At 39.0% G+C, this 23,427-nt stretch carries 16 protein-coding genes and 2 pseudogenes; 4 read left to right on the forward strand and 14 right to left on the reverse strand.

Annotated elements, in window-relative coordinates; translation table 11 throughout:
- The first annotated feature begins 6 nt into the window (after window positions 1-6).
- The 3 genes and pseudogenes from HMO_RS16520 to HMO_RS0109035 all read left to right on the forward strand — a co-directional run bounded on the left by HMO_RS16520 (window position 7) and on the right by HMO_RS0109035 (window position 8,339).
- Window positions 7-5,844, forward strand: a complete 5,838-nt coding sequence (locus HMO_RS16520) for a DUF7779 domain-containing protein (RefSeq protein ID WP_010301763.1) — start codon at window positions 7-9, stop codon at window positions 5,842-5,844.
- Window positions 5,845-6,320: 476 nt separating this feature from the next.
- Window positions 6,321-7,241, forward strand: a pseudogene (locus tag HMO_RS14510) (ribonucleoside-diphosphate reductase subunit alpha); the annotation flags it as partial.
- Window positions 7,242-7,250: 9 nt separating this feature from the next.
- On the forward strand, window positions 7,251-8,339 hold the full coding sequence (locus tag HMO_RS0109035) for a ribonucleotide-diphosphate reductase subunit beta (protein WP_010301770.1): 1,089 nt from the start codon (window positions 7,251-7,253) through the stop codon (window positions 8,337-8,339).
- Window positions 8,340-8,569: 230 nt separating this feature from the next.
- On the opposite strand, the gene HMO_RS0109045 is transcribed toward HMO_RS0109035, so the two are convergent.
- The 10 genes from HMO_RS0109045 to HMO_RS0109090 form a co-directional block, all read right to left on the reverse strand.
- Window positions 8,570-9,472: a peptidoglycan bridge formation glycyltransferase FemA/FemB family protein gene (locus HMO_RS0109045; RefSeq protein WP_010301776.1), complete on the reverse strand. Its 903-nt coding sequence runs from the start codon at window positions 9,470-9,472 to the stop codon at window positions 8,570-8,572.
- The gene (locus HMO_RS0109050; protein WP_010301779.1) at window positions 9,462-10,550 is read right to left on the reverse strand and encodes an aminotransferase DegT; all 1,089 of its coding nucleotides are present in this window, start codon (window positions 10,548-10,550) and stop codon (window positions 9,462-9,464) included. Before HMO_RS0109050 ends, HMO_RS0109045 begins: the two co-directional genes overlap by 11 nt.
- Window positions 10,543-11,748: a M20 family metallopeptidase gene (locus tag HMO_RS0109055; RefSeq protein ID WP_010301783.1), complete on the reverse strand. Its 1,206-nt coding sequence runs from the start codon at window positions 11,746-11,748 to the stop codon at window positions 10,543-10,545. The genes HMO_RS0109050 and HMO_RS0109055 overlap by 8 nt, the downstream gene beginning before the upstream one ends.
- A gap of 2 nt (window positions 11,749-11,750) precedes the next feature.
- Complete coding sequence (locus HMO_RS0109060) at window positions 11,751-12,746, reverse strand: NAD-dependent epimerase/dehydratase family protein (RefSeq protein WP_010301785.1); 996 nt, start codon at window positions 12,744-12,746, stop codon at window positions 11,751-11,753.
- Between the two features lie 76 nt (window positions 12,747-12,822).
- Window positions 12,823-13,935, reverse strand: coding sequence for a phosphotransferase (locus tag HMO_RS0109065; protein ID WP_010301787.1), 1,113 nt, complete (start codon window positions 13,933-13,935; stop codon window positions 12,823-12,825).
- The gene (locus HMO_RS0109070) at window positions 13,932-14,207 is read right to left on the reverse strand and encodes a SemiSWEET family sugar transporter (RefSeq protein ID WP_010301789.1); all 276 of its coding nucleotides are present in this window, start codon (window positions 14,205-14,207) and stop codon (window positions 13,932-13,934) included. Before HMO_RS0109070 ends, HMO_RS0109065 begins: the two co-directional genes overlap by 4 nt.
- The gene (locus tag HMO_RS0109075; RefSeq protein WP_010301790.1) at window positions 14,188-15,093 is read right to left on the reverse strand and encodes a TIM barrel protein; all 906 of its coding nucleotides are present in this window, start codon (window positions 15,091-15,093) and stop codon (window positions 14,188-14,190) included. Before HMO_RS0109075 ends, HMO_RS0109070 begins: the two co-directional genes overlap by 20 nt.
- Entirely contained in the window at window positions 15,086-16,039 is a 954-nt protein-coding gene (locus HMO_RS0109080; RefSeq protein ID WP_010301793.1) for an inositol monophosphatase family protein, read from the reverse strand. The genes HMO_RS0109075 and HMO_RS0109080 overlap by 8 nt, the downstream gene beginning before the upstream one ends.
- A gap of 18 nt (window positions 16,040-16,057) precedes the next feature.
- Complete coding sequence (locus HMO_RS0109085) at window positions 16,058-16,960, reverse strand: YncE family protein (protein WP_010301795.1); 903 nt, start codon at window positions 16,958-16,960, stop codon at window positions 16,058-16,060.
- A complete protein-coding gene (locus HMO_RS0109090) occupies window positions 16,957-18,072 on the reverse strand; it encodes a DegT/DnrJ/EryC1/StrS family aminotransferase (RefSeq protein ID WP_029448787.1) in 1,116 nt (371 codons plus the stop codon). The genes HMO_RS0109085 and HMO_RS0109090 overlap by 4 nt, the downstream gene beginning before the upstream one ends.
- Window positions 18,073-18,767: 695 nt before the next feature.
- Between HMO_RS0109090 and HMO_RS0109100 the strand changes: the two genes are divergently transcribed.
- Window positions 18,768-19,856 (forward strand): phosphotransferase, encoded by a 1,089-nt coding sequence (locus HMO_RS0109100; RefSeq protein WP_010301805.1) that lies wholly within the window; start codon window positions 18,768-18,770, stop codon window positions 19,854-19,856.
- Between the two features lie 183 nt (window positions 19,857-20,039).
- Here HMO_RS0109100 and HMO_RS17350 read toward each other — a convergent pair.
- The 4 genes and pseudogenes from HMO_RS17350 to HMO_RS0109120 all read right to left on the reverse strand — a co-directional run.
- Window positions 20,040-20,414, reverse strand: a pseudogene (locus HMO_RS17350) (recombinase family protein); the annotation flags it as partial.
- A gap of 447 nt (window positions 20,415-20,861) precedes the next feature.
- Window positions 20,862-21,236: a hypothetical protein gene (locus HMO_RS0109110; protein WP_010301811.1), complete on the reverse strand. Its 375-nt coding sequence runs from the start codon at window positions 21,234-21,236 to the stop codon at window positions 20,862-20,864.
- An 88-nt stretch (window positions 21,237-21,324) separates the two neighbouring features.
- The gene (locus HMO_RS0109115) at window positions 21,325-22,617 is read right to left on the reverse strand and encodes a hypothetical protein (protein ID WP_010301813.1); all 1,293 of its coding nucleotides are present in this window, start codon (window positions 22,615-22,617) and stop codon (window positions 21,325-21,327) included.
- A gap of 164 nt (window positions 22,618-22,781) precedes the next feature.
- Window positions 22,782-23,402, reverse strand: a complete 621-nt coding sequence (locus tag HMO_RS0109120; protein ID WP_010301816.1) for a recombinase family protein — start codon at window positions 23,400-23,402, stop codon at window positions 22,782-22,784.
- Window positions 23,403-23,427: the final 25 nt, after the last annotated feature.

Consider the following 23,427-nt stretch of genomic DNA (forward strand, 5'->3'; position numbering starts at 1 on the left):
AAACTTATGCAAGACAATTCCAATAATCAAGCTTTGAGTTTCTCCTCTCATCGGCCCTGGGTCAGAGTAGGATCTTTATTAGCCTTAATAGATTATATCGGCCAAATGGCTTGTCATGTATTAATCATAAGCGGTTTATCATTAGTTCCCCTAAGCTCTTTAAAGGCAATGGAGCAGGAAAATCCTGCTCAATATTTTCATTCTAATCCGAACTATTACTATATCGATGAAGATACAGAGAGTAGAGGTATCCCACCACGCCGTCCAACAGATTCATTCTCCTTACAATCTCATCAGATAAAACCTGCCGGGATGATTCCTTCTCTCTCCTCTTCCTCTTTAGTTCCTGAAGAGACTTTAGAGCCTCCGGTAGCGGCGCCGAGTGGGCAAGGTTCCCCACAGTCAACAAGTTTTTATAAGGATTCTGATCATCTCTTGACGCATGAATTCTGGAAAGATAAGGACCTTTCAGACAGATTAAAACGAATTAAAACTGATATAGAAGAGTTAAAGAAAAAAATTATAAATCATAAAACAAATTCAATCGAGATTAATGAATTTTTAGAAAAATATAAAAAGCTTCTCAAATGTTCAGAATGTGAAGCTGATTTCACTCTGATAGGATGTGACCTCCATTTCATGTCAGAAAATGACATGCCTAAAGATTTAGGCCCCGACCACACACCAGCGATAATACAATTGGAAGATCACACATATGACCTTGAAGATCACACATATGATCTTCTTGTGAATACTTCAAGTGGTGATATTAAACGTATCCCCGCTCCAGAGGAAATGGATTTAAACACCTTAAATGCTTTTTTTCAAAAATATCCCCCACAAAGCAAGCAGTTTTTAGCCTGGAATGATCCTCTAATGCAATATCTCACTTCGAAAGGAGGACACCACCCTTTTATACCGGTCCATCAGGGTCAAACAGCTAACTTTTCTCTCAGACATATAAAGGGAGGGAGTGGTTGCGATCTTGCTATCTTATCTCGGGATGGAGTTAATTTCATAGCAATAAAAAATTTTAATGATATAGAGGAAGGAATGAGTGAGCTATTATACTCTCTTGTCGCTTTGGATATTAACCCGGCCCCCCAAGAGCTCAAAATGGCTAGAGTATACGATGCGATCATCTATCCTGAAAATTGCCTAAATCTCATAATGGAAGGGGCCAACACTCATGTCATTCATTATTATCTCTCCACGGATTTAGCCGAAAGTGTCGTCAAAGCATGCGCTAACTATTTTGCTCAATTTCATCTCAAAAATAATAATAATAAAAATATTGATGGAGGAAGATACATCCATCATGTAGCACGAGCAGCTAAAACTTTAAAAGGTAATCCATTAAAAGGGGAAAACCAAGAAAAGCCGGCCCTTTACTTGTTAAAGGGAAAGCAATGGACTGAAAATAATCTTAAAGACCTTCAGTCGTCCAATATCATTCGTTCACTCTCTGAGCAAGAGCAAGAAAACTTTGCCCATTTAGTAAAAAGAATCTGTGATAAGTTTGAAAGCAATTGCAATAAGATCTTTAGATCTTTAAATTCTGAGGATAGAGAGGAACAAGAATTATACTTTCTGACGCTAACTCATGGGGATGCTCATGGGAATAACTTTTTTTACAATAATGATGAAAAAATTAATGGCTATGAAATAAGTAAAGATTCTTTTAAGCGCGTTACCATGATTGATGTTGGTAAGGTTGCAAGAACATATGGTCAGATTGGTGATCCCGCAGAAGATATAGGACGGTTCGTAGGCTCCTTATGGGATTGGTATTTTCTACAAAATTTTACAGAATCGCAAGAGCTTAAATACTATGGGAAAATAGAATTTCTGGAAAACCAATTTGTCAAAACATACTTGCAAAACATATGTAGTCACATTTCTACAGAAGAAAAACAAGAAAGATTTGAAGAAATTTTTAAGGAAAACTGTAGTTTTTATAAACTTCGTTTTTATAGAGCAATTTTCAACTTTACAAAGAATAAGGATGAAAAAAAAGATAAAGAGATAAAGAAAAGAGTTTTAAAATCGTGGATGAACGAGAAGGCCAATGTAAAGTTGCTTTCACAAAATCTTTCCCACCCAATTGTTCTTAAAAAAGAATCCAAGGATCGTTTGTGGATACCAGTTGCTGGTAAGGTGATCAGTCGGTTGCCTGATCGGCCCATAGGATTTGTTGAGAGCGCAGCTGAAAGTGCAGACAAAAGCTACCTTACCCTCGTATGGGAAGATCTTCACCATACAGGTACTGCAACCCTATCTTCTCAAGCTGCCATTGCAGGCATGGGGGGTATTGGTAAGACTTCTTCGGCTTTAGAATACGCATATGAAGCTTTAGAGAATAACGCTTATGACTTAGTCTACTGGTTGTTAAGTGAGACAGAAATTTCTCTAATGAAAGGGTACAGGGATTTACTCATAGATATGGGAGTTCTGCTTAATGATGAAGCTGATGAGCGTATTGTCGAGTTGATTAAAGAGTATATACCGCGCCAAGGTAAGTGCTTGCTGATTTATGATAACGTGCCCACACCCGATTTTTTAAAGGATAAGACCCCTACGGGTGCCCATATTTTAATAACTTCTCGATATAGGCATGGCTGGGGCAAACCACCCATCAATCTAGAGGTATTCCGTTCAGAGGATTCTGTAAAATACTTGCTAAATACAATAGGACTGGATGAGACTACTCCAGATAATCAAAAGAAAGCGAAGGAACTTGCGCGCGAGTTAGAGCACTTTCCGCTCGCCTTATCTCATGCTGCACATTATATCAAGTTGAGCAAAGGGAACTCTGTATTTGGAGATCCTCTTGCAAGGTACCTGCAGGAGCTCAAAAAAGAGTCTACGGTTCATTTCGAAGAGCATCAGAACCCTTTTAGAGAAGATGAACTAGAGATGACTTATGAAAACTTAATTGGCAAGACGCTCCGTATGGCAAGAAAACAGATTTCTAACTCAGCACAGGAACTTCTAGTGTATTGCTCTTACCTTGATCCCACTTCCATTGTAGAGGATATTTTCTTAGGATCAATGGAAAAAGAAGCTCTGGATCTTGCTTTCAAGGAACTTTGTTCTTTCTCCCTTATCAAATCATCGCAGCAATCTTATTCCATTCACCGGTTGGTACAATTGGTCATCCGCCAAGAACAGGAGACAGCTTTTTCTCATCAATTGCTAAAAAAAAGCACTTTGCATGACCAAAAATTCCTTGAGGGTATGGAATCACAGGGACAACAGGTCGTCGAAGAGGTTTGCAAATTATTTTTAAAAAAAGCAGAAGGGTTATTCAAAACAGATTCTAATAATTCGGAGTTACGCGAAATTACCTCTAAATATCTACCACATGTATTGACATTGCTTAAGCATTCAAAACGCTTAAATATAACATCACAAAAATCTGATTATCTTGAACTGGCTGGAAAAATTTTATATTTTATCGGAGCCAATTCTATGCTGTCAGTAGTACTTACTGTAGATTCAGAAAATGAGAAGGTTAAGGAGCGCATACAGCGTGTATTAGAGCAAGGAAGAGTTTCATTTGAAGATCTTAGAAAACAGAGCAATTTAGAAGCTTTAGAATGGCTTTTGAAAATCGCTAAACAAAGTAATTCCAGTGTCCAGTACGCTATTGGAGTTTGCTATTATTATGGTCACTGGGTGCCTCTAAGCCATAAAAGAGCCCTTAAGTGGCTCACCAGGGCCGCTGAGCAAGGAAATTTAGATGCATTATCTATTCTCGGCTATATATGCGCGACTGGTGAAGGCGCTGCCAAAGATGAGGATAAAGCTATAAGATTATATACTAAGGCGGCAGAGCAAGGAAATGCCTCCGCGCAGTCTAATCTCGGCTTGATGTATATGAACGGCCAAGGCGTTGACAAAGATGATACCAAAGCCGCTTATTGGCTGGCCAAGGCTGCAAAGCAAGGAAATGCCTTCGCGCAAACTAATCTCGGCGCGATGTATGGGAAGGGTCAGGGAGTCAAGCAGGATGATACCAAAGCTATAGAATGGTATACCAAGGCTGCTCAGCAAGAAAATGCAGGGGCACAATATAATCTAGGCGTAAGTTATCTAAGTGGGCAGGGTATCGAGCAGAATTATGGCAATGCCTTTTATTGGCTCACCAAGGCTGCAGAGCAAGGAATTGCAGACGCACAATATACTCTGGGCTTGATGTATTTGAAGGGGCAGGGGATAAAACAGGATGATACCAGAGCTAAAGATCTTTTTATTCAGGCTGCGGAGCAAGGAAATGCAGATGCACAAAATAATCTCGGCTTGATGTATGCAAATGGACGGGGTACAGAACAGGATTATGCTAAAGCCATATATTGGTTGGGTAAAGCTGCTCAGCAAAGAAATGTAAATGCGCAATTTATGCTCGGTTTGATGTATGCGAGTGGGAGGGGAGTAGAGCAGGATTATACTAACGCCGCTTATTGGTTGGGTGAGGCTGCTCAGCAAGGAGACCCAGATGCGCAACTTAGGCTCGGGTTTATGCATCTAAACGGCTTAGGTGTTGACATGAATGGGGAAAAAGCTATTGATTGGTTAACTCGTGCAGGAGAGCAGGGAAATTTAGAAGCACAAAATAGTCTCAGTCTGATGTATCTGAATGGGCAAGGGGTAAAACAGGATGATACCAAAGCCGCTTACTGGTTCATCGCGGCTGCTCAGCAAGGAGATTCTGATGCGCAATTTAGGCTCGGTTTCATGTATTTGAACGGTCGCGGTGTTGGTAAGGATGAGGACCAAGCTATCGTTTGGTTCCTTAAGGCTGTAGAGCAGGGGAATGCATATGCGCAATTAAACCTCGGCTTGATGTATGCGAATGGTCAGAGTGTCAAGCGAGATTATGCCGAAGCCATAAATTTGTACACCATGTCTGCGGAGCAAGGAAATGCATGCGCGCAATTTAGTCTTGCCCTAATGTATGAGAAAGGCGAGGGGGTTGAACAGAATGAAGCTAGAGCCATAGAAATATATAACAAAGCTGCTCAGCAAGGATTGGAATCTGCACAAACTCACCTAGCAGAGATGTATCTCTATGCTCAAAGAGAAAAACAAGATTATGTTAAAGCTACTTATTGGTTTACCAAACTTGCGGAGCAAGGAAATGCGGATGCACAATATCATCTTGGCCAGATGGATCTTAATGGTTGGGGCATAACAAAGAACCTAGAAAAAGCATATAAGCGTTTCGGTAAAGCCGTCCAAACAGCGATGAGATCTGAGTCGAAGTATGATCAAGTTCTCCTCGGGAATCTCTATTTAAACGGTTGGGGTACTGTTCAAAACTATGAGGAGGCTTTTAAATGGTATAAGAAAGTAGCTGATCAAGAAGGGGCAGAAGGGCAAGCTCAAGTTGGCGGTATGTACAAAGAAGGTTGGGGCGTTCTGCAAGATCTTCAAGAAGCCCTACAGTGGATCCAGAAAGCAGCGACTCAAAATGATCAAACAGGTCAGTATTATCTAGCACTCTTGTATAGAGATGGTGAAGGTATTCAATCGAATGATGCTTATGCCCTTGATGGACTGCGGAATGCTGCAAAACAAAGTGTACGGGCTGATATAAGAGCCAGTGCGCAGTATACATTAGGATGGATGTATGAGAATGGCCGCGGCGTTGATAAAGATCTCGAAGAAGCTTCTAAGTGGTATAAGCTAGCAGAAAGAGGTTGTCCTGCCCATGCCCTTTATTCGCTTGGCCGCATGTATGAATATGGTTTGAATGTTGATCTCAATCTTGGTACAGCCATTGAATGGTATAAGAAAGCCGCAGAATTACATTACTTTCCCGCCAAACAAAAGCTGAGCTAAGGCGTAGGGTATAATCCTTACTAATTGGTGCTTCTTTAGTCTAGACCTTCCTACAAATCTTCTATAGCTGCTCAGGCCATACCATCAGAACCTAAAATAATTATGGAGTGGTTCTTCAAGGGCTCATTAGAGAAACACTTTAAAACTGATACAAGAGAGGGTGATCTGTTTTATCCTTATCCTGGGAGTCCAGCTTTCATCCCTACATTAAATTTGCCCTGCTTTATTCATAAGAAATAATTTTTAAGTAAGTTCACAATTTTGCCCCATTTCAAAATTATTATTTAAGACAGCCGTAGGGTAGGAAGGGGGGAGTTATTACCCATAAAAGAAAAAGGAGCCTTAATCTTTCTGCAGAGATAGGGGGCCAGCGAATGTATGCCATCACATAATAATTTCTCTATACCATTTATATTACATAGATTATATAACTTATTAAGTGACAGAGTTTGTTATGCTTAAGAGAGTTTAAGAGGGGGAATGATCGCACCGCTGTATGTTGCTTATCTTCTCTTAATGTGGAAACGTGGGATGAATGGCAAGATCACCCCCTCATTGTCGAAGATATCTTAAGGTTTCTTGATAATGTTCTTCAAGTTTTTATCGACAATGCTCCGGATTCAATGAACTCAGCAAAATATTCCGCCATGCGTGAAAGATCGATCGGACTTGGTGTGATGGGTTTCCACTCTTTATTACAGGCGAAAGGAATACCATTTGAAAGCGCCTTAGCAAAATCCTTCAATTTGAGAATTTTCAAGCACCTTAGGCGCGCTGCAGATGCAGCCTCCATCGTTCTTGCTGAAGAACGAGGATCATGCCCAGATGCAGCAGAATTCGGATACAAGACACGCTTCAGCCATAAGCTTGCAATTGCTCCGACTGCATCCATCAGCATTATTTGCGGCGGCACAAGCGCAGGAATTGAACCGATTCCCGCAAATATATACAATCACAAGACTCTATCAGGGAATTTTATAGTCAAAAATAAATATCTTGAAAAACTCTTGGAGAAGAAAGGATTAAATACTGACACTACCTGGCAGTCAATCATTGAACATGAAGGATCTGTTCAGCATTTAAACGGCTTAAGTGAAGAGGAAAAAAGCATTTTTAAAACTGCTTTTGAAATTGATCAACGTTGGTTAATTGAATTCGCTTCTAATAGAGCCTCTTATATTTGTCAGGGGCAGTCTCTGAATCTTTTTCTTCCATCTGACATCAATAAATGGGATTTATTGATGCTTCACTGGACCGCATGGCAAAAAGGAGTCAAAAGTTTGTACTACTGTCGTTCTAAATCAGTTCAACGAGCTGAGTTTGCGGGATCAAAGAAAAAACAACCTCCTCTCTCGCAGCAAACGACCAACTATGAAGAATGTCTTTCTTGCCAATAGGAATATACCATGACAAAAAACTACAGCGACCAAGATCCCATCAATTTAATTAACACAGGTCAAATTGGCTTACTTGAGTCGTCAGGGACTTATGATATTGACCGTTATGCCTGGGCTTATCAAGCCTGGAAGAAGCAGCAACAAGTTCACTGGATTGGCGAAGAAATCCCCCTTGGCGAAGATCTTAAAGATTGGGCATCAGACCGCTTAACAGAGGAAGAACGTCATTTGCTAACCCAAATATTTCGCTTTTTCACCCAATCAGATATTGAGGTCAGTGATAATTACTTCAAACGTTATATCCCCATATTTCAGCCCCTAGAAGTTCAAATGATGATGGCAGCATTTACTAATATGGAAACTGTGCATATAGATGCTTATGCTCTGCTTCTTAAAACACTTGGGATGCCGAAAACAGAGTTTTCTGCCTTTAAAGACTACACAGCCATGACGGCCAAAGCTGATTACATGCACACCTTTGGAACACGAACCTGCGCGGATGTCACCAGAACGCTGGCAATGTTTGGTGCCTTTACCGAGGGTCTGTCCTTATTTGCAAGCTTTGCCATGTTAATGAATTTTCCACGCTTCAACAAAATGAAAGGGATGGGGCAAATTGTTTCTTGGTCTGTCCGCGATGAAAGCCTTCACTGCGAGAGTATTATACGCCTTTATCACGAGTGGACAAAGGAGACTGGGACTCTAACTTCAAGTGTCAAAGATGATATTATAGACGTTGCCAAAACAATCGTAAGGCTCGAAGATAAATTTATTGAGCTCGCCTTTGCTTTAGGAAATGTTAACGGAATGACCCTGGAAGACATGAAAAATTATGTCCGATACATCTGTGACTGGCGATTAATTCAGCTTAAACTACCAACTTTATATGGCTATTTTACTTGGGAAGGTGTTGACTATAGACAACTTAGGGAACATCCTTTACCCTGGCTGCCCCTTGTTTTAAATGGCGTCGAACATACAAATTTCTTTGAAAACAGAGCCACTGAATACTCCAAAGCAGCGACACAGGGTGAATGGAGCGGAGAATCTGGTGTCTGGACAAGATTTGACCAGCTTCAATCTTTAAAAGCATCCTAGATTATCGGCACTGATGCTACCGTCTTAGATGTCAATACACTGGCTTTGTTGCAAAAACTTATAAAGGTTAGGAGATAGTATGAAGCTTTGGTATTTAGATGGCATAAACACCGAATTGCCTTTCAACGGCCCTAATAAGGAAGGCAGGAGGAACGTCTATTTTGTTCCTTCTCAACAACTTGACGACACCCTTTAGGCTTTTCAATAACAAGTTGATTGAATTATACATATTACTTTCCTTTTGCTCTTTCAGCTTGCCATCTATAAATTGAGTACTCTTGTCCTCCCCATCGGTTTTTAGCTATCCTGAGGGAATCGTAGGCAGATTCTCCGAAGTTAAATACCTTACAATTAGAATCCAAGCCTATTAAAATCATTTCATTAATGAGCAGAGGATTCGCATTTAAAGAAGAATATTCTCTATCCCATCCATTTAAATAATAGGCGATTTCAAAATCATTCTTTACGAACACTGTTACGCTTATCAATTTGTTTTGGTAAAATGCTCCTAATGCTCCTCCTATTTCTGAGGTTATTAATGCCGTAAAAAAGTTTTCCGGCGTTTTATAGGAGGCATCTACTGATTCTTGCGTTTTATGGATTAGATGAAGGGCCCCATCAAAATAATTTTGGCTTAATTTACGGACTTCAACGCCGTGCTTCTGTGCTTTTCTAATAGAATTCCTTACGTTTCCTGAAAAGGCAGAGGTGTACATATCATTATAGTTAAAAAGCTTCAAAATATTGGTGTGAGAAATTGTCGTATTCTTCTCGCTTAATAAGATATTTTCTCGATGTGACGGGAAAGTTGTAATTGCGGTACAAGGATCTCCAAATATCTTTTGCGCGAGGATCTGAATATCTTCAAGTCGTACAGGTATAAAATTCTCGATCGGCAATGGCCCACCATAACCTATTGAGCCTATGCGGGTTGATGAGGACCATGGCTTGCCTGAAAAAAATGGTATAAGATAACTTGCTTCTCTATTAAGTTGCCATAGGACTAAATGGTACTCCCCCCCAAAGCTTTGCTTAACAGCTTTAAACCACTCGCTGCAAGAATAAACACTTGGATATGATGTTGTTAACAATATCTCATCCCACTCATTCTCATGAAGTATTCTAAATTTCATCAGTAATTGTTTCTATAATATAGTTGATTTGTTCATCCGTATGTCTAATTCCCCATGGGATAATCAGGATATTATCTATGAAAGTCTGAGTGCCTTCGGTATATTCTATTATGCAATCTTTGAAGAAGCTTATAGTTGACAAAGGATAATAATACCAAGTTGCTTGAATTCCCCTCTCAAAAAGTCGATTAGCCAAATTGAACCTATGCTTAGCATATAAGGCCATAATTGATGGGTAGCCAAAAATTCCTTTAATTAATTGTAACTTTTCAGCAGGTAAATTCTCTTTTAGTCTTTTCCAAGCCTGCTCCATAAAGAGAGTTCTTGAAAAGAAAAGATGCAACTTGTCGTTTAATTCTTCTGGCAAATCTTCTTTCAAGATAGAACCTTTAAATTCTCCCGGCATAGCTGATTTTAAGACTGATTCAGTCAGATCAGATAATTTACAGCATCCTGTAACAGGAAGAAACCTCCAGGACATTACTTTTTTAGAAATAGGTTCAAACTCACCATTGGTTCTAATAAGTGCACCACCTCCTGGTCCAGAGATAGGTTTACTTCGCCCAAAAGAGAGTAAATAGAGTAGGTTGTTATGCTTAATTGGAATAGTGGGTTTAATTATTGAAGGAAAGCTCTGAGCTTTGTCTATAATAATTGTTATCCCTAAATCCAAGAAATATTTAATAAGCTCTTGCTTATGATCTCTAAACCCAAAAAACTCTGGAATAATGATCACGTCTGCATTATGGCTCACAGCAAAATTGGAAGATGTATCAGAGAATTGGTAATCCATGTTCCAATCATACAATATAAGCTTATGACCAGCTTTCATACACTGGTAGGTAAATTGAGGGCAAAAATAATTCGGGATAGCAATAGTTTGTTGCTTCTTATCCTGATGAGCTAAATATAGTAAAAATGCCAGAGTAGCTGACTCAGCATATAAAACAGCTTCAGGTTCTATATTGAAATATCTGAGAATATAGCTGTTTAAATCATGACTCTGATTAGAGCTTCTGTACTCTGGATATAAAGGAATGCGGAACTGTTTGCTCTGGGGAAACAACCTATCATCCATGAGATGTCCCTAGGGTTTGACAGAGCCATTGATAAAAGGTGGATTCATATTGCAGGAGGTCTTCAATATGGATAAATTCATTAATTGAATGCGCCTGTCTTAAAGAGCCTGGCCCCCATATCGCAGCCATTATTCCGAATGATTTAAATAACCTAGCATCGCAGGGACTCGGAAAAATACCTTGCTCAAGGGAACTAAAGTAGGATTTAAGATTATTTGTGAAGGAAGCTCCTGGAAAACCAAACTCTCCCAACCGGATTGATAGGCCAAATTGAGGCTCTATTACCTTTTGGAGGGACATAAATATCTCAACATCTGTAACAATATCAGGAAAGAATATAGTACCTTCCAAAGTTATATTACCTATTGGAATAGCAGGATCGATGCCACCCTTTATTTTTCCAAAATTAAATTTAAATAAATTTTTGAACTCTGATAATCCTCTACTTTCAATAAACTCTTGCATTATAAGTTCAAAATTGGAAATCAAATGATTGATGGAGTTTAGCGCGTTATTATCGGGCTCAGCTATTCCCATATGCAAAGGGGTGCGAGAGCATTCAATAACGAAATGCATAAATCCTAATGAATCTAAACAGACCTTATTCTCACTAGGCTCAGCAATAACAGCTAAAGAGCCAGGGGTAATCAATACTTCTTCCTCTAGAAGAAGGAGACTTCTTAAGGTTCCATTACCTCCGATTTCCTCATCACACACAGAAGTAAAAATTAATCTCCCTTTAAAGCAAGGGTTATGGTCAATAAAGCGGGAGGCACAAGCCATTTGGCATGATAGCCCTCCAAGCATATCAGCTGCACCGCGCCCATATAACTTACCATCTTGCATTATACCTGATTTCCATCCTTGGTCATGCAGCCAGGATCTTGATTCATCCACAATATCTACGTCCACATGTCCATTGAGTATTACTGTTGGGCCTGGCAAGCCTCCATCCTTTATGGCCACAACATTATATTTCTCAACATCTTGATAATTATCATAGGGAGAGCCAAACTCGTGGACAGCTACATATCTCTTGTCGCCTGAGATATCAGAAGCTTGATAAGTATCAAGGAATACCCTGTCCCATTTACTTTTTTCAAGATGGTCCTTAATGTATTTCTGGGCACTTAACAGTCCTTCTGTTCCGTAAAATGGATACTTACGGATTAAGGTTTGTAAATGTTCTACAATCATGATTACGCCATACGGAGTTGCGGTTCCTCGATTAAACCATTTAGTAGCCAGTCTGCAACATCCATAATCCCTTGATTAAGGGTTATTTTTGGGCAGTAACCAAGGATGTCTCTAGCTTTTTGAAGATCTGGACTTCTGACGAAAATTTCCTCAGTATCGTTATGGAGTATAGTAATTCTTGAGGGGGAATGGGTTAAGCTTACAACATTTTTAGCCAACTCATACATAGATATTATTTGTTCATCATTACCTAAGTTAAAAGAGTGACCTAATGCTTGATTGACCACTAGGGAACGAACAATCCCATCAATAAAGTCAGAGACATGGCACCAGGCTCTCGATTGAGTCCCATCTCCATTAATTAAGATTTCTTGCCCAGCTAAAGCTTTCTGGATAAGTATGGACATAGCATTGGCTCCTTTACGGTAAGGCCCATATACATTAAATGGCCTTATAATGACAAAAGGGATCCCCATTTCTACATTAGCTGCTTTAAGGAGGTACTCTCCAAAGAGTTTACTACAAGAGTAATTCCAGCGAATGCCATTAAGCGGGACTTCAGCCATTCCTAATTCATTAGCAGAGGAACAGTTCTGTCCGTATATTTCACTGGTACTAAAGAAAATAAAGCGATCCAAATTTTTTTGTTTTGATGCAAATCGGATCATATTCAGTGTCCCTATACCATTCACCTCCATGGTCTGTAATGGCTGGCAAGCAACCTTATTAACACCTAAAATTGCAGCAAGGTGAATAATATAGTCATAATCCTCAGAAAGTTTTTGGAGATTTTCTGAACAGGTAATATCTATTCGGTTGATGGAAAGATTGGGGTGATTTAGCAGTCCGAAATTAGCCAAAGGACTAGACATAACCTCTTGAAAATCGACTATCGTAACTTCATTATGCTCAATGAGTTGTTTAACCAGATAGGATCCTATAAATCCCATTCCTCCTGTAATTAAGATTTTTTTATTGTAAACAGTCAAATTAGACATGGAGAGCTTCCTTGTTATCGCTTTTTGATTGCTTTTAAGAGTCCTGCAAAACTCTTAAAAGCATTGAGGGTAGTATTTAGAGCGTGTTCTCATTGAATATTTTTTCAATATTCGAAATAACTTCTGCGTTTTTCAAATATTGGAAACGGAGAACATAGGGGTTATTGGCCAAGCTCTCTCCTTCATCAAGGGTGAAAGGAGTGGTATATATGGCAAATCTCAGGCAGTTTACCTTCATAACATCAATAAATTTCTTCACATCAAATCCATGTGTTGAGAGCCAAGAAATATTGGGCTTTAAGAATTCTCTGATATACTCAAAGTTCCATTGCTGATCTTCAACTGCTGAGAATTCCATGGCAGCAATTGCTATATCCATCACAACGCTTCCATAATAAGCATCCCCAAAATCGATAGCCGCTGTCTCTTCTTTATCAACCACAAAGTTCTCGAAAAAGAAATCCGAGTGAACAATTCCTTTAGGAGATGCTTCTATCATTCCCTTTACGTCATCGTTGTCAATAAATGACCTCATTTCTTGGAAAGTCGGGGTATCTAGTATCTCAGGAAACTTGTTAGATTGTTTTTCATAGCACTTTCTTAGATGGTCTAAGTCTCCCTCGGGAAGGTCTTCATTCTCTTTGGGTTGGTATTTAACAGCAGCTTGTACCATTTCAGATACAAATTTGCCACTTTTCTGCGCGACGTCTAAAGATAGGTCATCTTTTTCCAGGGTTTGCCCAGGTATAAACGGGTAAACCATATAAATATGATTTTTATGCTTTAGAAGAGGAGTCCCATTTTTAAAATCTAGAGGTGAGGGAACTCGTAGCCCGTGTTGACTGAGATGGGATAAAACTCTTACCTCGAAGCCAAATATACCAGTCTCTAATTTCTCTGCTACTTGTTCAGGATAAGCGCGAACAAGCACATCTCCCCGCTCGAGAGTAGGAACAACTAAGTTAGTTGCTATTCGGCCCTCTTTTGGCATTGTAGAAGAACCATTAAGAGTCAAGCCAAGCTGCGATAAAACACTGCTTAAATCATCCTCATTAATCTCAATCTTTTCTAGAACTCTTTCCATTTTTCCTTCTCTTAACTCATTTGATGCTATAATTTTTGATTCTGATGCAAAGCTACAAGTAGAAAGCAATACACCTAGTAGCACTTTATAACTAGATTTCTTCATTTTAATGTCTCCTTCCTGAAGATTATTTTTGCTATTAAAATAAGGAGGGTCATAAAGCTAATTAATGAATTAGTTATGACGACAGCTTTGGAATTAACTAGGTAACCATAGCTAATCCAGGCAAGCCCTCCAGCCATAAGAGAGAAAAAGGTTAAACCCGACAATCCTTCAACTTTTTTCTCTCTGTATACTTTATAGACCTGAGGCATAAATGAGAAAACGGATATGGCAGATGCAATAAATCCGATTAATTCAATTAAATATAGTTTCATTGTGCCTAATCCATTCGAATGCTTTCTTAAAATTATGACGTACCGTATAGTCTATCTCTTGAATCTCTAGAACCATCAATCTCTGGGTGTTATCCATTTGAGAAATTTCGTTGAGAATAGATGTATATATACTTTCATCCAATTCTGACGCTTCAGGTAAAACACCCTCTTTGCAATGGGTACCCTCTTCAGGATTGGCAATTCCTTTAAAAGCAGAAAAATGCCAATGTTGGATTTTATCCTTGAGACGCATAAAATCTAAATATCCAACCTGCTGAAAGTTAGGGTAGAATTTTTGGCTCTGTTTGCCTTCAACTACTTCGCGAATATTAGAGATGGTATTAGTGTAATGGCAGACATCCCAGACTATTCCTATATTTAAATCAAAAACTTGGTTGAAATCTTGCGGGTAGCAAAAAAGAGGGTCAATTTCTTTCGCATAATTATCCATTACCGGCATATTCTCTAGAGCAAGCCAAGTATGTGGGGTGGCTGCCATTTCATAAACATTATTTAAAACATCTAAAACCTTTAATCTTTCAGCCTCTAAATCCAAGTTTGTCCATTCTGAGATTATATGAATTCTGTTGGAGTGAACTACGACGCCTCTTAGTCCTAGGTCTGATGCCCTTTGTAGAGCCTCTTTTAATCGACTTCGCACAAATAGATCGTTGACGTAATCTGAATTATTCACTGGAAAATGGAATGTAATTTCTGAGTTTGGATTACTAGATTGTAAGCTCTCAATGTTCTGCCAAACTAGATTCCATGTTTCTTCTTCTAAGTCCTGCCTATTAAAGATGGTTGCTTCATATCCTTGCAGATTTTCCAGAAATACGGCTTGTTTAAGATCTTTAGCCAAGAATGGCATCGATAACTTAATCATTGCATTCTACCAATTCTAAGGAGGGTATTTGATTGACAAAAGTCAAAGCCTTACTTTCCCGCTCTACAGCCGAACGAATCACATTGATGACTTGAAGGGGACCTGCAAGGCAGCTACAGAATAAATCAGAAGTGGGGTTTTCGGCTAGATAAATAACAAATTCACCGCCAGCTTCTCTTGTTAAGAGGTAAACGGGGTAAAGGTCCCATAAAGCAGCTGCTGCATCAATTTTTGCTTTGTACTTACCTGCGGCAACTTGAGTGTAAGCGAAAGCATCCGTGTATGTCCGGACAATAGCCGGAATATCTTGGCATCTTGATAACATGTTCTCTCGTTGAAGATATTTAAAAGCATAATCATCGCTGCGAGCAACAATATGAGACCTTTCAAGAGGATGATCCTTTATAACGAGTTTATTTTCTTCCCCAGTTAATAGATTATTGCAGAACGCTCCTTGGCCTTTATAAGCAAAATAAGCTTGCGCTTTCGTGGGTAGGTAGATCAAGCTGGCTAGAGGTTCTCTGTTTTTAACCAGGCTAAGGGTGAATGCGAACGTGTCAAGATCATTTCGAAAAGAGATAGTTCCATCAATAGGGTCTACATACCAACAGTATGTGTTTTCTCCATCCGTTATCTTAGCTTCATGATAATAGCCTTCTTCACCTTTAAATGAAGCCCAAGGGGTCTCTTCTTGCATCATTTCGCCAAAGTGATTCTCAATCTTCTTTTCTAAATTAGAAACCAAGCTACCATCAGATTTGGATTCAAAAGATAAACATTCTTTTTGTTCAGAAAAGTATTTATCGAACTCTTTTATGCATCGCATGAATAAATTCGATTCCTTGATCGAAGCAACAGCAGTAAGTTCGTCACAAGCATGCGTGGTGCACAAATTTAAAGGTGCTACTAAAGCCATAATTACCCATCCTATATTTCTCTTTTCCATATTTGCCTTTCTCCCATTTTAAAAAATGCACATACCATGCGGGTAATTGCCGACTTTAATTTCTTTTTTTAATTGAAGGTCATCACTATTAAAGACCTGGAGATATCCCTCCTTATGTGAAGTGACAAGTAGAAGACCTTCAGAAAAAGTTACGTCAAATGGCTCTTGCCGGGTCGATAAATAGGATAAAATTTCTCCGCTCTGAGCATTCAGTACAACTATTTGATGATCATCAAAGTTAGTACTCACAAGGAGGTCCTTGCCATTGTGAGCTAGGCTAGTTGGATGGTTAATATTTTTGGTAGACCATACAAGAGAGTAAGATTGTTTTGAGAAAGCCTGTATACAGGCATCCCCAATCGCAGAGACTACGATATAATCTTTAGTTATTGTAACATCGTAAGGATTTTTAGCTGTTGTAATTGACGTTACTCTTGTCCAGCTCTCAGGATCTATTATATCTAGACAATTTGCGGTATTACAGCTGATAAGAATAAGATCTTGTTGAGAGTCATAAGCTATATTTCTTGGCCCTTCAGAAGTTGAGGTTAACTCTTTAAACGAGTATCCATAGGGATCAATTGTTATCAACTTATTATGGTCTTTTAAAATAGATAGAATGCCATATTTGGTCCCTATCAAACCTCGTGGCTCATCAGGTAAATTTATCGACCCTAATCGGTACATTGAATTCGGATCATAAATCCCGATACATTTATCTGCGCATTCTGTAATAATTAAGAGATCATTATATTTGATCACCTCTCTCGGCTGAGATCCAACTTTATAGTGAGTCGCCGATTCGTTAAAAATTGTCATTGTATTATTACCGCTATTAGCTACTGCGCCGGCGATATCATAGGCCATGGATTTACATGTAAGCACAGCAAAGATTCCTGTTATTATGGATGCTGTTTTCATTTCTTGACCTCCTGAAAGAAGTTATTAATTGAACAGCAGATGTAGTCGATGTCAGCTTCTTTAAGATTGCAATGCAAAGGCAGGGTTAATTCTTGTTCCCAAAATAGCTCTGCATTTGATAAGGCTCCTTGCTTGAAAGCTGTTAGAGTATGATTTGGTTTATAATGTTTACCAGTTTCAATGCCATGGGAGCTAAGGTAATCCTTCAACCTATTACATTGTTCTCCCAAGACTCTGATAGGAAAAATGTGGGGATTAGCATCTTTATCAATTTTTAAAAGTGGGATAATGCCTGTTTCTTTTAATAGGTTGATGTATAGCTGGACCAAATGCTGGCGTTTTTGTTTAAAATGATCAGCTTTGCTCAACTGAGCTAGACCTATAGCAGCATTAATGTTACTCATATGGTAACGCCAACCCTGTTCTGTCACATCAAAGTCCCAGGACCTTTTTTTCTGGAAACGGTTCTCAGAGTCTTTTTCGACTCCTAAAAGCCTTAAATCGCGTATCTTATTAGCAACATTCTTATCATCCGTAACGACGGCCCCACCTTCACCACAGGTGATGTTTTTTATGCTGTCAAAGCTAAAACAGACGATATCACCGGTTGCCCCAATCTTATTGTCTTCAAAATCTCCGCCAAATGAATGTGCAGCATCTTCTATAAGCCTTAAGCCATATTTTTTAGCAATCTGCCTTATCTCTTTGATGCCATTTGTCGAACCGGCATAATGGACCGCCATTATAGCTTTAGTGCGTGTATTTATTCTTTTCTGCATGTCTGGTATATCAATCATACCGTCATTTAGCCGAATATCACATGCTATGGGTTTTGCTCCAGTAGCTGATATTGCTTGGAAACATCCCACATATGTAATGGAGGGTAAGATAACTTCATCTCCAGGCCCAATTCCACAAGCCTGTATTGCTAAGTGAAGAGCTGAGGTTCCCGTGTTGGTTGTTACGATTTCACGGTCTGTCTTCAGATAGATCCGTAATTCCTCTTCAAACTTTTTAACGAAGGCCCCCATTCCTAGATAGCCCTCTTGGATTACCTCGTTGATTATCTTTAATTCTGCGTGAGAAAGAGTGGATTGAGACAATTTTAGCATTTTTCATTTATCGATTTTTTATTTTGGCTTTAACTGATCACAGTTTTTTATTCCTGTCAATTTATTTTTAAATTTACTATATTTTAATTATATAATATCTTAAGATTGTCGTATATTTATTTCTTAAATTAAAATGTTGTGATTATATATGGCAAGTATATATAGTCCAAAAATTAAGGAAATATTTTGAAAGTGAAGTTGTCTGGTTTTTTTAACGTTGTTCGATGGACGAGCTCTGTTGGCTTATTTAGTCCGTAGATAACATTTATTTATTCTCGCCTAATTTAAGCAGGCTTATGGCATGAAAACAACGCAAGATTGAAATGACAGATGACTGCTTGAAATTCTTGTCTAGAGGCTTAAGCTGGGTGTTTGTATCTTTTCTCATTTGAGAGTAGTAAGTATAGCTTGCACGGTTGCAAGAAAGCTCTCTATGGTTAAATCCTTTCATTTGTGGCTCTTTGCCATGGCTGACGTGGTTCTCAATTCAATTATTAAGACACACAGTTCAATCTTGTAAGGAAAACAATTGAGATTCACTATGGACTAGCTTAAGGTGCTCTTGTTTTCTAAGAAACATTCGCCAAGTATTTTATAGAGAAATATGACCCTTCTATAGGAATTAGCCAGAGTAACCATCTCTAAAAATGGAATGTTTTATTATGTAGCTTAACCAATTCTAAAGAGAATAAAAAATGGAGATAAATTTTAAGTCTATCAGTTTTTCAGTTTTAATGCTAGCTATATTGAATCTTTCTGTTGAAGGTAAGGAAAAAATATTAATAAGGGAAGTAGCTCCTAGGATTATTAATAGAATGGAAGTTCATACGACAGAGGTCTGTCAAATTATGAACAAATTAAGCTTAACAGTAAACGGGGACGTTTTTTCCCCTATGGATGGTAGGATTGCCACGAATCTTATTGTGCCCACAAAAGAAAGAGGTAAAATCCTTCTCAGGATGTACCCTTCTAAAATGCCACATAAGTTAGAAACTGGAAATTTAGAGTTCGAAATTGCTGCCTTACAACATTTATCGCAGAGACGCATAAATGTTCCTAGACTTTTACAATTCAATGACGGGAGATATAAGGCGGAATTGAATGGGAAGACGTCTATCGCCTACCCATTTATAGAAGGTTGCGCCATAAGTAAAGAGGAATTATCTGTTAAAACAGCCACAATAAGTGGAAACTATCTAGCATCTATGATAAAAGCCAACCAAGAATTTAAGCCCGAAAAGTATTTACTTAATATATCTGAGGGAGACCTTGATCATATCGTCAATCTTTATAATAGACTCTGCCAAGAATTTCCCTCTCTCTCGAAAGTTAGAGTTTATTCTGAAATGGCCAGCTTTGTCTCAAGGGAAAGCATAAGAGGAATCTATAGGAAATCACCCCAAGGCATTGTTCATGCTGATTACTTTTTTGAAAACCTTATCTTAAAGGAGGAAAAAGCTGCTCTTATAGATTTTAGTGACGCATATTATGGTGCAATAGTCACCGATGTCGCCATTGGTGCTATGGAGTTCTCAGCAGTTTCAGAAGAAAAATGGGATTTTAGCTATTTAAAAGCTTTCCTAGCTCCTATCAAGCCGTGGTTAAGGAAATACGAATTTACGAAAGATGACCTTATTAACGTCATGCGAGCTAATTGTCTAAGGTTTGCCATTTACACTATGCGACCAACTCTTCAGACATCCAAAGATCTAGAATATAACCCGTATGCTCGCAGGTTCAAATATCTGTCTCATCCAAGCATACATAAGCTTCTAGAATTTTAGGTCCCAGAAGAATTTCCAAGGGGAGTGGTAAAATTAAATCTATGCATATCCTCCCCTATATTGGACTAATTTCTCTGCTATAAAACACAAAGATATATTCTGCAAGAAATGAAATATTTTGCCGCCCAAGCTGATACAAGGACTATAAGGGGTCGTTTGCGGCTGGGTGCAGAAAACCAAGTTAAGCTTAAGTAGCTTTTTCCCTCTTTCTCTGATTTCTCCAGTAGGACTAACGTGTCGGTAGAGAGTTGAACGTGTTATGTTTAGCTCTTGGCATAAGTCAACAATGGAAGTCTCACGGTTTTGCATAACCACCTGCAGCATTCTCACTTGTGATTTTGTAAGGTGGAACTTGCGCCCTCCATTTCTTCCCCGTGCACGTGCTGCTATTAGTCCTGCGTTTGTACGTTCTCGAATTAGTTCGCTTTCAAAATCTGCCAATGAAGCAAAGATACCGAATATCAGTCGACCAGCTGGTGTTGTGGTATCGATATTTGCACCCTGGCCAGTTAGAACCTTTAATCCAATATTTTGTTCTGAGGGTTCCCTTGCAAATGTGTGATAGCTGAGGGGATAACGTAAGTACCAGCGTAAGCATTGCAAGATAACGTCGGGAAGAAAATGGCGATATCTGAACTCTTTAGGTTTCATTACAGGGACCATCTATTTAAATAGTTTATCCTTAACCTAACAACTTCTCAAAAATTTGCAACGGAACTGTCAAATTCAGAAGAGGAATTCACAGATTTCAAAAGAAGAGTTCACACTTGGCTATTCCTTACTTCGTTGAGTACTTTCGCCCGTTTAGGCTATAATTATAATCTCAAGTTTATGGAAAAACAGATATCTAGCTTGAGTGCATTTAGAATATTAAGCCACGTACGCCTAACTATAAGGAATTCTTTAAAATAGGAGTTTTAAGAAATAGTAGATCGGATCTTAGGTAAAGGATAGCTATAGATAATGAATAAAGAAGATCTTCCGTCTTTCACTACTTTCTGCTGGCTATTTCGCATTTTCTCCTAAAAATGCTTCCGTATAAATTTTTCCTTCAAATAATACAAAATTATACCCCATAACTTCTTCATCTATATATCTTTTTTGTCGAACATTTTCCATAGCGGCTGATAACGCATCTATTAAACGGTGATCCTTTTTAATCCCTTCTTGCAGTTTCTTCGAAACATAAAGCCTATAAGTTTTTCCTTGAATATTTATCTTATGGGGTTTCTGCAGCTCTTCTTCTAATTTTCGGTAATCTATCGCAAGGTTTATCTCGGAGGGCTTATATATCTCTCCTATGGAATCTACTTCCATAGAATTTACAGCCGCACTCCCTCCCAAAAAACCCAAAATAAGATTTTTTATCAATTTTTTCATCTGTGCCTCCCAGAGCTAACTTTATTAGCAATTATAAATAGAGTATTTTATGTGTTAAGGTTAATAAATGCGCGTATGAGTGGGGTCTCTACTGAAGTGAGCTTACTATAGATTTCAGGTTGATCAAGTTATTATTACTATCAAAAATTCTCTCACTCCCCCAATTAACCCCGACAATGCGGCACAGCCTCTGAATCTCATTATTGCTTACTAGCCTGCATTGTAGGACTGGCCCTCCACTCATCCCTGGGTAAGTAGGATAATCTGAGGTAAATTCACTATTAAAAAGGTCTCTTACATCAGTAGGATGTCCATCGGTATCTGGATCATTCTTATAAGATCTTCTCGGGCGTAAAGGTGCCGCTGTAGGCTGAGGTGGCAGAGGCGTTGTTAAATTTGTTACCACCACAAAATTCTCCTGCAATTCTGCTTGAGGCTCCGAAGCTCTGCCAATGACAAATATTTTATTGAGCCCATCATTTGTCAGGACAAAATTTCCCTGAAAACCTGTAAGATCAGGTAGATGTGTGTCATTCTTTCTTGTCGGGAAATCGGGAATGTGATTGTGAGAGAGTGCTTGTTTAAGTGTCTGACCACCTACAGAATGTGCGCTGATGGTGACCATGCTGTAGTCTGGGTGCCTATAAGGATTGTCCTCATGTTGTGAATAGGCCTCTAATTGGTTCTGAGTAATAAGTTGTTGAGCATCCTGGTCTCTATAAATATGTTGGACTTGAAAAGCAAAGTCATCAGTAAGTGGCAAACCATAAGGGACGAAATAGATAGTATTTATTTGTGCTCTTAAAAAACCATGGAGGCACGTATTGATGTGATAAACGCCATTATTTGCTGCTTGGCCTTCTAAATAAGCTTGTCCTGCCACTAGCATTCCAGTAAATGCAGGGATATAATCACCTATCCCATTTCTACGTGCAAAAGTGCCACACAAAGATCTTGCTTTTACTACATCATCATTTTCAAAATTATTATCATTTATAAAGTTAGGGTTTTGCGTGAGAATATCTTTGAACCTGAAGAATTCACGTAAATTGAGTTTTCTTTGCCAGGTGCGTGCATTATCTGTGGCAAGTAAGTCAATTGTGGGGGTACCAAGAAGCCCCATCCAATCAACAGGGTTATCCTGACCATCTTGGTAGAATCTTATAATATTTCGGCGATCAAGTTCTGGATATTGGCCAAATGAGTCAATTAAGAAATCAGCAACAGTTATGACTCCAGGGTAAAGTTCTTGTAACCTCCATGATCCTTCAGAAATTTGACGCCATGCTTGATTGTGATCTTGCAGGCTCGGTAAATTACTGTAGACTGGATTTATAATTGATAAAAATGCTAAGCTTGATAAGAAGATACTTATTTTCATACTCTATTACCTCTCTCGATCATCAAGGATAACGGAGCCTTAGTGAAAAAATGGTGAATGAAGAAACTTATTCCATGAAATAGTGGAGTCGATTGAAGTTGGTACTGTGGTTTAGATAGAAATAATGGCTCACTAATAATAACTTAGCTGCCCTCTTACAAAGTTTATCCTCTCTTCTGCTCTAATAGCTTTTGGGCATCATGTCGAAGGTCCCCTTGGGGACCTACGTGACGATAAAGGGTTTGGCGGGTAATGCCAAGTTCCTCACAGAGCTCAGTTATATTCGTTTCGGGCTTGCCCATGGCAGCTTGGGCTAGACGCAGTTTAGCGACCGTCATCTTATGTTTTCTTCCACCTTTTCGTCCTCGTGCTCGGGCCGCTGTTAAGCCCGCTTTTGTCCGCTCGGAAATAAGCTCTCGTTCATATTCAGCTAAGGCTGCAAAGATCCCAAAGATAATTCGGCCTGCCGAAGTGGTAGTGTCGATATTAGCTCCTTGGCCAGTCAAGACCTTAAGGCCAACATTACGGGTTTGCAGCTCATAGACAATATTAATAAGGTGCTGTAGATTTCTGCCTAATCGATCCAGTTTCCAGATTACCAGGGTATCTCTTTCTCGAAGAGATTTTAGGCAGGCTGTTAAGCCGGGCCGTTCGTCCAGCGTACCACTGGCGTAATCTTCATAATGAGAATTTGCTTCCACCCCAGCATTTAACAGCGCATCTTTTTGCAAGTCTAGGACCTGCGACCCATCTGCTTTGGAAACTCGCATATAGCCTATCAGCATAAAACCCACCTATTCAAAACAAACT

The sequence above is a fragment of the Candidatus Odyssella thessalonicensis L13 genome (assembly GCF_000190415.1).
GTDB classification, from domain to species: Bacteria; Pseudomonadota; Alphaproteobacteria; order Paracaedibacterales; family Paracaedibacteraceae; genus Paracaedibacter; species Paracaedibacter thessalonicensis.

Bases quoted from the DNA above. Each gene is read 5' to 3' on its own strand.
- HMO_RS16520 (WP_010301763.1), top strand. From the start codon at position 7: ATGCAAGACAATTCCAATAATCAAGCTTTGAGTTTCTCCTCTCATCGG.
- HMO_RS0109035 (WP_010301770.1), top strand. From the start codon at position 7,251: ATGACAAAAAACTACAGCGACCAAGATCCCATCAATTTAATTAACACA.
- HMO_RS0109045 (WP_010301776.1), bottom strand. From the start codon at position 9,472: ATGAAATTTAGAATACTTCATGAGAATGAGTGGGATGAGATATTGTTA.
- HMO_RS0109050 (WP_010301779.1), bottom strand. From the start codon at position 10,550: ATGGATGATAGGTTGTTTCCCCAGAGCAAACAGTTCCGCATTCCTTTA.
- HMO_RS0109055 (WP_010301783.1), bottom strand. From the start codon at position 11,748: ATGATTGTAGAACATTTACAAACCTTAATCCGTAAGTATCCATTTTAC.
- HMO_RS0109060 (WP_010301785.1), bottom strand. From the start codon at position 12,746: ATGTCTAATTTGACTGTTTACAATAAAAAAATCTTAATTACAGGAGGA.
- HMO_RS0109065 (WP_010301787.1), bottom strand. From the start codon at position 13,935: ATGAAGAAATCTAGTTATAAAGTGCTACTAGGTGTATTGCTTTCTACT.
- HMO_RS0109070 (WP_010301789.1), bottom strand. From the start codon at position 14,207: ATGAAACTATATTTAATTGAATTAATCGGATTTATTGCATCTGCCATA.
- HMO_RS0109075 (WP_010301790.1), bottom strand. From the start codon at position 15,093: ATGATTAAGTTATCGATGCCATTCTTGGCTAAAGATCTTAAACAAGCC.
- HMO_RS0109080 (WP_010301793.1), bottom strand. From the start codon at position 16,039: ATGGAAAAGAGAAATATAGGATGGGTAATTATGGCTTTAGTAGCACCT.
- HMO_RS0109085 (WP_010301795.1), bottom strand. From the start codon at position 16,960: ATGAAAACAGCATCCATAATAACAGGAATCTTTGCTGTGCTTACATGT.
- HMO_RS0109090 (WP_029448787.1), bottom strand. From the start codon at position 18,072: ATGCTAAAATTGTCTCAATCCACTCTTTCTCACGCAGAATTAAAGATA.
- HMO_RS0109100 (WP_010301805.1), top strand. From the start codon at position 18,768: ATGGAGATAAATTTTAAGTCTATCAGTTTTTCAGTTTTAATGCTAGCT.
- HMO_RS0109110 (WP_010301811.1), bottom strand. From the start codon at position 21,236: ATGAAAAAATTGATAAAAAATCTTATTTTGGGTTTTTTGGGAGGGAGT.
- HMO_RS0109115 (WP_010301813.1), bottom strand. From the start codon at position 22,617: ATGAAAATAAGTATCTTCTTATCAAGCTTAGCATTTTTATCAATTATA.
- HMO_RS0109120 (WP_010301816.1), bottom strand. From the start codon at position 23,402: ATGCTGATAGGCTATATGCGAGTTTCCAAAGCAGATGGGTCGCAGGTC.